At 59.5% G+C, this 6,885-nt stretch carries 5 protein-coding genes and 1 pseudogene; 4 read left to right on the top strand and 2 right to left on the bottom strand.

Annotated features, from left to right (window positions below; translation table 11 throughout):
• Position 1: 1 nt before the first annotated feature.
• Together QMX84_RS19205 and QMX84_RS19210 are read right to left on the bottom strand one after the other, a co-directional pair.
• Positions 2-955 (bottom strand): LysR substrate-binding domain-containing protein, encoded by a 954-nt coding sequence (locus tag QMX84_RS19205; protein ID WP_262123588.1) that lies wholly within the window; start codon positions 953-955, stop codon positions 2-4.
• 35 nt (positions 956-990) lie between these two features.
• Positions 991-2,394, bottom strand: coding sequence for an FAD-linked oxidase C-terminal domain-containing protein (locus tag QMX84_RS19210; RefSeq protein WP_282364533.1), 1,404 nt, complete (start codon positions 2,392-2,394; stop codon positions 991-993).
• Positions 2,395-2,567: 173 nt separating this feature from the next.
• On the opposite strand from QMX84_RS19210, the gene QMX84_RS19215 reads away from it, so the two are divergent.
• The 4 genes and pseudogenes from QMX84_RS19215 to QMX84_RS19230 all read left to right on the top strand — a co-directional run bounded on the left by QMX84_RS19215 (position 2,568) and on the right by QMX84_RS19230 (position 6,815).
• A complete protein-coding gene (locus QMX84_RS19215) occupies positions 2,568-3,644 on the top strand; it encodes an FUSC family protein (RefSeq protein WP_153338165.1) in 1,077 nt (358 codons plus the stop codon).
• A 496-nt stretch (positions 3,645-4,140) separates the two neighbouring features.
• On the top strand, positions 4,141-4,443 hold the full coding sequence (locus QMX84_RS19220) for an urease subunit gamma (protein ID WP_048369202.1): 303 nt from the start codon (positions 4,141-4,143) through the stop codon (positions 4,441-4,443).
• A 51-nt stretch (positions 4,444-4,494) separates the two neighbouring features.
• A pseudogene (locus tag QMX84_RS19225) lies at positions 4,495-4,905 on the top strand (urease subunit beta); the annotation flags it as partial.
• A 191-nt stretch (positions 4,906-5,096) separates the two neighbouring features.
• Complete coding sequence (locus tag QMX84_RS19230) at positions 5,097-6,815, top strand: urease subunit alpha (protein ID WP_282364535.1); 1,719 nt, start codon at positions 5,097-5,099, stop codon at positions 6,813-6,815.
• Positions 6,816-6,885 lie beyond the last annotated feature (70 nt).

The following is a 6,885-nucleotide window of genomic DNA, read 5'->3' on the forward strand; positions in this document are numbered from 1 at the left end:
CTCAGGCAGGCCCGGCGGTCAGCACATGGCTGCCGGGCCATTGATCATGCAGGCACATGTCGCTCACCACCTGGCGTATCAGGTCGGCCACAGCCTGCCGCGCCGGGGTCGATGGCATGCGCGTCGACACGCACAACCCTACACGCCGATACAGCCCGGGACAGTCTATGCGCCGCGCAATCAGACGCCCCTCGTCGACTTCGCGGCGGGCCAGGTTGAGCGGCATGATGGTCGGCCCGATCCCCGCCTCCACCGCACTTTTAAGAATGTGCACCGAGTTAACCTCCAGGGCCACCGACTCAACGAACGCACCCTCTTTGGCCAGCGCAGACTCAACCAGCGCCCGCGTGCAATGCCCGTGGGCCAGCCCCGGCCACACTAGCGGGCGCGCCAGTGCCTGCGCAAGCGTGAGGGCGCCGGTGCCCGGAGGTTGAGGGTCGGTCGCCGCGCTGAGCCAGTAAAAGTCCTCTTGCAGCAGCGGGCTGAAGGCGATTTCGGCAGGCAAGCCGACATCGGTAAACAACGCCAGGTCAATGCGCCCGTACAGCAGTTGCTCAAACAGATTGCCGGTCAGTTCTTCATTGAGGTTCAGGCTGATATGCGGATATCGCGCCGCCACTGCACGCAGCAATGGCAAGGCCAGCGGGCTGGCGACGCTCTGCGGCAAGGCCACCACCACCGAACCGCTGAGGGTTTGCGCCGAGTCGAGCACCGCCACGCGGGCGTCCTGCAGATGCTTGAGAATGCCTTGGGCATACTCGTAGAAGACTTTGCCCGGATCCGTCGCGCTGACGCCGTTGCGGCTGCGGTGCAACAACTGCACCCCGAGTTCTTTTTCGAGTTCCAAGACCTGTTTACTCAGGGCCGATTGGGCCACAAAGACTTCGCGGGCAGCCCCCGAGAGGCTGCCGCAGTCAATAATCGCCACAAAATATTTGAGCTGTCGAATTTCCATGCAGGCGATTCTACAGCCCTTGAGGCGCCCAGGCGTCAGCCAAAAATCTTGCCGGGGTTCATCAAGCCTTTGGGGTCTAGCGCGTGCTTGATTGAACGCATGACATCCACGGCATTCTGGCCATGCTCGACCGCCATGTAGTCCCGCTTGGTCAAGCCAATGCCGTGCTCGCCGGTGCAACTGCCTTCGTAGGCAATCGCCCGCTCGGCCAGGCGGTGCGCCACCGCTTCGGCGCGGGCCACTTCATCGGCATTGTTGGGGTCGACGAGGATCAAGGCGTGGAAGTTGCCATCGCCCACATGGCCAAAAATCGGCGCCAACAGGCCATTTTCTTCAAGGTCTGCGGCGGTCGCTTCAATGCACTCGGCCAGGCGCGAAATTGGCACCACCGAGTCGGTGGTCAAGGATCGGCAGCCGGGACGCAACGCCACCGAAGCAAAGTAGGCATCGTGCCGCGCTTGCCACAGCCGGGTGCGGTCTTCAGGGTTGACCGCCCATTCAAAGTCCTGGCCGCCGTGTTCATCAGCCACCAGGCGCACGGTTTCAATCTGCTCTTTAACCCCGGACTCCGAGCCATGCAATTCAAAGAACAAGGACGGCGCTTCACGCAGTGAGGTCTTGCTGTAAGCGTTGATCGCCCGCACGGTCAGCGCATCGATCAGCTCGATGCGGGCAATCGGCACGCCCAACTGAATGGTCTGGATCACCGCCTGCACGGCTTGATCCACTGAAGGGAACGTGCAAATGGCCGCCGACACGGCTTCAGGCAAGGGATGTAACTTAACCGTCAGCTCGGCGAAGGTCGCCAACGTCCCGCCCGACCCCACCAGCAAGTGCGTCAGGTCATACCCGGCCGAAGACTTGCGGGCCCGGCCGCCGGTCTGGATGACCCGACCGTCCGCCAGCACCGCGGTCATGCCCAGCACGTTCTCGCGCATGGTGCCGTAACGCACAGCGTTGGTGCCCGACGCCCGGGTCGAGGCCATGCCGCCCAACGACGCATCGGCCCCCGGATCTATCGGAAAAAACAGGCCGGTGCCGTGCAAGGCCGCGTTCAATTGTTTGCGCGTGACACCCGGCTGCACCGTCACGTCCATATCGTCCGGGCGGATCTGGATAATCTGGTTCATGCCCGACACATCGATGCACACCCCACCCTGCACCGCCTGCAGCCAACCCTCAAGCGAGGTGCCGCTGCCGTAAGGAATCATCGGCACATCGTGGGCATGGCACAGGCTGGAGACGCTGATGATCTCCTCAAGGCTCTCGACAAACGCAACCGCATCCGGCGGAACCGGGCCCAGCGACGAAATATCGCTGCCGTGGTGCTCGCGCACACTGGCCGACGTCGACAGCCGCGTACCCAAGAGTTGCCCCAATGCGAGCAGTAAGGCCTCGGGCAAGGGCTTGCGGTTCAGCAGCGTTGGAATTGCGTTCATCAGGCCATCCTCGATTATTTTTTTGGCACCACGCGAGCATCTTAAACGCAGCAGGCGCCCTCCTCGCCATTCCAAATACAGAGGGTGCTATCTGCTTAAAGCATGGCACATGGTCAATCGCGCCAGCCTGAACTACGCTGGCTGCCCGATCCTTCGCCGTCGTGGGGCTATCTATGCAACTGGGTAAAAAGATCTCCAACCTGGAACAGCTGACCTACCGGTACTACCGCTGGATCCACGCCCTGCGCATCAGCCTGGCGTTTCTCATCACCTACACCGTGATCCGTTATTTCAGGCTCGATGGCGCCGTGTGGATCCTCATCACCCTGCTGATCGTAATGGGGCCGCAGCCGTATTGGGGCAACGTGTTCTCAAGGGCGCTGCAACGTACTGGCGGGACGGTGATCGGCGCGGTGTCCGGGCTGATCGCGCTGTTTCTGGAGATTTATTCATTCCCGGCAATGCTGCTGTGGTGCGCGGTGGTGATGTTTGTGGCCGGCTACCTGACCCTCGGCAAGCACCCGTATATGGCCTTGCTAATCGGCTCAACCCTGGCCGTGGTCAGTTGCTCACCGCCCAATGACATGGAGTCTGCCCTTCTGCGCAGCCTGTATGTGTTAACCGGCTCCGTGCTGGCGATGCTCTATTCGAGCATCTACCCGCAGCGCGCCTACACCGATTGGCGCATCACCTTCAGCCAGAGCCTTGGCAAACTCAAGCACCTGTACGAAACCTGCTTTTCACAGAAAACCCTGGAGCGGCCGCAACTGGAAGAACAGCTAAAGGATGAGCTCGACACCATCCTCAAACTGCGCAACTACATCGTCCCGGCCAGCAGTGAAAGCAAGCTGAAACCGGCGGTTTTGCATGGGCTGCAAACGCTGCACCGGAATTTGCTGTCGACGCTGACGCTGATGATCGATGCCTATTGGTCGTCTGCCCAAAGTCACACGCTGATTGAAGATGAGCCGGTGTTGCGTGAGGTTCGGCAGTTGATCCCCCACGCCTTGCAGTCACTGCAAAACACGTTGTGCATGGGCATTGGCAACAACGACATCAGCGACCAGTTGCGGCAGACCACCCGTGACCTCAAGGACCTGGCCCTGCAAGTCGCCAACAGCAAAAATGTCGAAACCCCGTTCTATGCCTATGTCTGGCTGAGCCTGCAAATGCTCCAGCAGTTGACCGAACTGAATGATCAATTGCATGCCGCGCTCTACCGAAAACACGCAGTTGTTCAGCAAGGTTGAGCGCAAAAAACTAAAGACAATTCCTACTTATTCGGTAGGAATTAACCTACTTAAAATAAAGATTTTTTACCGTCTTGTGATTTTTTATAACAACGCGAATTCACGATGAACGCTCAAAAAAAGTCATGAATAGATAAATAACTGATTGTTTTTAATAAAAAAATTAAGAACAAAAAAACACTCCCTGCCAACACGCTCTGACAACCCCTGCGCCCAAATAATTGCTCATGCGCTCCCCCCTCAAAAAATATGGTCTAGGCTCAGATCGCCCCCACCGCAATGGATTTGAACGGTCGAGCCGATGAAACACACCTGCATCGGGTATTACGTGCCTGCGGCCCGTCAATCGGGGTGGGCAGCCCCCGTAAAACACTCATTTATTGTCACCACGCCTGAACGGCTCAGCCCGTTACCGGCCTCTTCGCGTGGGCGCAGGTTCAAGCCGTGCCCCACACGCCGAACACTCATTTTTACCGAACTGTAGACAGGAGGGCTTATGCAGCTCACCCCCAGAGAGATCGACAAACTCATGGTGTACACCCTCTCGGACGTGGCGCTACGCCGCAAGGCGCGCGGCTTGAAGCTGAACTACCCGGAAGCCGTTTCAATCATCACCGTCACGGCCCTGGAAGGCGCCCGGGACGGCAAGTCGGTTGAAGACGTCATGACAGAAGCCAGCAAGGTGCTGACCAAAGATGACGTGATGGAAGGCGTCAGCGAGCTGATTCCGAACGTTCAGGTTGAGGCGATTTTTACCGACGGTAGCCGTCTGGTGACCGTTCACGACCCGATCAAATAACGGCCTGGCTTGATCGCTCAACGCACACACCCCTGTTTTGAGGAGCCCGTCATGACCCGCAAAAAAACTGCCGAACCCGCCAGCCCGCACCAGGACACGCATCCTGAGCACAGCATCCCCAACGCCAAAGACCCCGGCGGCGTGCCCAAAAGCCAGGAAGACGATGTACCGCTGGGCGGCATTGTCTACGCCAGCACACCAATCACCTTCAACGAAGACCGCCCGGTGACCCAGATCAAAGTGCGCAACACCGGCGACCGCCCGATTCAGATCGGCTCGCACTACCACTTTTTTGAAGTGAACCGCGCACTGGAATTCGACCGGGCTGCTGCCTTCGGCAAACGTCTGAACATCACCTCGACCACGGCGATCCGCTTTGAGCCGGGCGATGAAATTGAAGTGTCGCTGATCCCTTACGGTGGCAAACAGACCGTGTACGGCTTCAACAATCTGGTCGATGGCTGGGCACCAGACAACACCATCGCCCTGCATGAGCGCGCGGAAAAACTGCAAGCCATACAACTTGCCACCAAGCTGGGCTTCAAGTTTTCCAAGACCGATCCGTAGCCCGCACAGCCCCGCATGCACTCACTTTTTTTGCACCTGCGCGATGACGCCCTCAGCGCCAGCGCGGCATTAGCAAGGAGCCATCGATGCCCACCATTTCACGCAAAGAATACGCAGGCCTGTTTGGCCCCACCACCGGCGACAAAATCCGCTTGGGCGATACCAACCTGTTCGTCGAAATCGAAAAGGACCTGCGCGGTTACGGCGAAGAATCGGTCTACGGAGGGGGTAAATCCCTGCGCGACGGCATGGGTCACAACAACCACCTGACCCGCGACAACGGCGTGCTGGACCTGGTGATCACCAACGTCACCATCATTGACCCGATTCAGGGCGTGATCAAAGCCGACGTCGGTATTCGTGACGGCAAGATTTGCGGCATCGGCAAAAGCGGCAACCCGGATGTGATGTCCGGCATCAGCACTGACATGGTGGTCGGCGTCAGCACCGATGCCATCTCGGGCGAGCACTTGATCCTCACCGCCGCCGGGATCGACACCCATATTCACCTGATCTCGCCGCAACAGGCTTATCACGGCCTTTCCAATGGCATCACCACCTTCTTCGGCGGCGGCATTGGCCCCACGGACGGCACCAACGGCACCACCGTAACCCCCGGCCCGTGGAACATCCGCAAGATGCTGCGGGCCATTGAGGGCCTGCCGATCAACGTCGGTTTGCTGGGCAAAGGCAACTCATATGCCCACGCCCCGCTGGGCGAACAAATCATTGCCGGGGTCGCGGGCCTCAAGGTCCACGAAGACTGGGGCGCCACCTCCAACGCCCTGCGCCACTCGCTGCGCATTGCCGATGAAATGGACGTGCAGGTCTCGGTCCACACCGACAGCCTGAACGAAGGCGGCTACGTCGAAGACACCATTGATGCCTTTGAAGGCCGCACCATTCACACCTTCCACACTGAAGGTGCGGGTGGCGGCCACGCCCCGGACATTATCCGCGTGGCCAGCCAGCTCAACGTGCTGCCGAGTTCGACCAACCCGACCCTGCCCTATGGCGTCAACAGCCAGGCAGAGCTGTTCGACATGATCATGGTGTGCCACAACCTCAACCCCAACGTGCCCGCCGACGTGTCGTTTGCAGAAAGCCGGGTGCGCCCGGAAACCATCGCTGCCGAAAACGTGCTGCAGGACATGGGCGTGATCTCGATGTTTTCCAGCGACTCCCAGGCCATGGGCCGGGTCGGCGAAAACTGGCTGCGGGTGATGCAAACCGCCCACGCGATGAAAGCCTCTCGCGGCAAACTGCCGGAAGACAGCCCGGACAACGACAACTTCCGGGTGCTGCGCTACGTCGCGAAAATCACCATCAACCCGGCCATTGCCCAGGGTGTGAGCCATGTTCTGGGCTCGGTCGAAGTCGGCAAAATGGCCGATCTGGTGCTCTGGGACCCACGGTTCTTCGGGGCCAAGCCAAAAATGGTGATCAAGGGCGGGATGATCAACTGGGCCGCCATGGGCGACCCGAACGCCTCCCTGCCCACGCCGCAACCGGTGTACTACCGCCCCATGTTCGGCGCCTTCGGCAAAACCCTGCAGGACACTTGCGTGACCTTTGTGTCGCAAGCCGCGCTGGAGGACGGGGTAAAAGAAAAAGCCGGGCTGGACCGCCAGGTCATGGCCATTCGCAACTGCCGCACCATCTCCAAAAAAGACCTGGTGCGTAACGACCAGACGCCAAAAATTGAAGTGAACCCGGAAACCTTCGAGGTCAAGGTCGACGGCGTACACGCCACGTGCAAACCCATCGACGTGGCCGCCATGAACCAGCGCTACTTCTTCGGCTAAGCCACACAAATCTGTAGGAGCGAGCTTGCCTCGCGATCTTTTACACGATCGAAAGATCGCGAGGCAAGCT

This window comes from Pseudomonas sp. PS01297 (assembly GCF_029959305.1).
In the GTDB taxonomy this organism is placed as follows: Bacteria; Pseudomonadota; Gammaproteobacteria; order Pseudomonadales; family Pseudomonadaceae; genus Aquipseudomonas; species Aquipseudomonas helleri.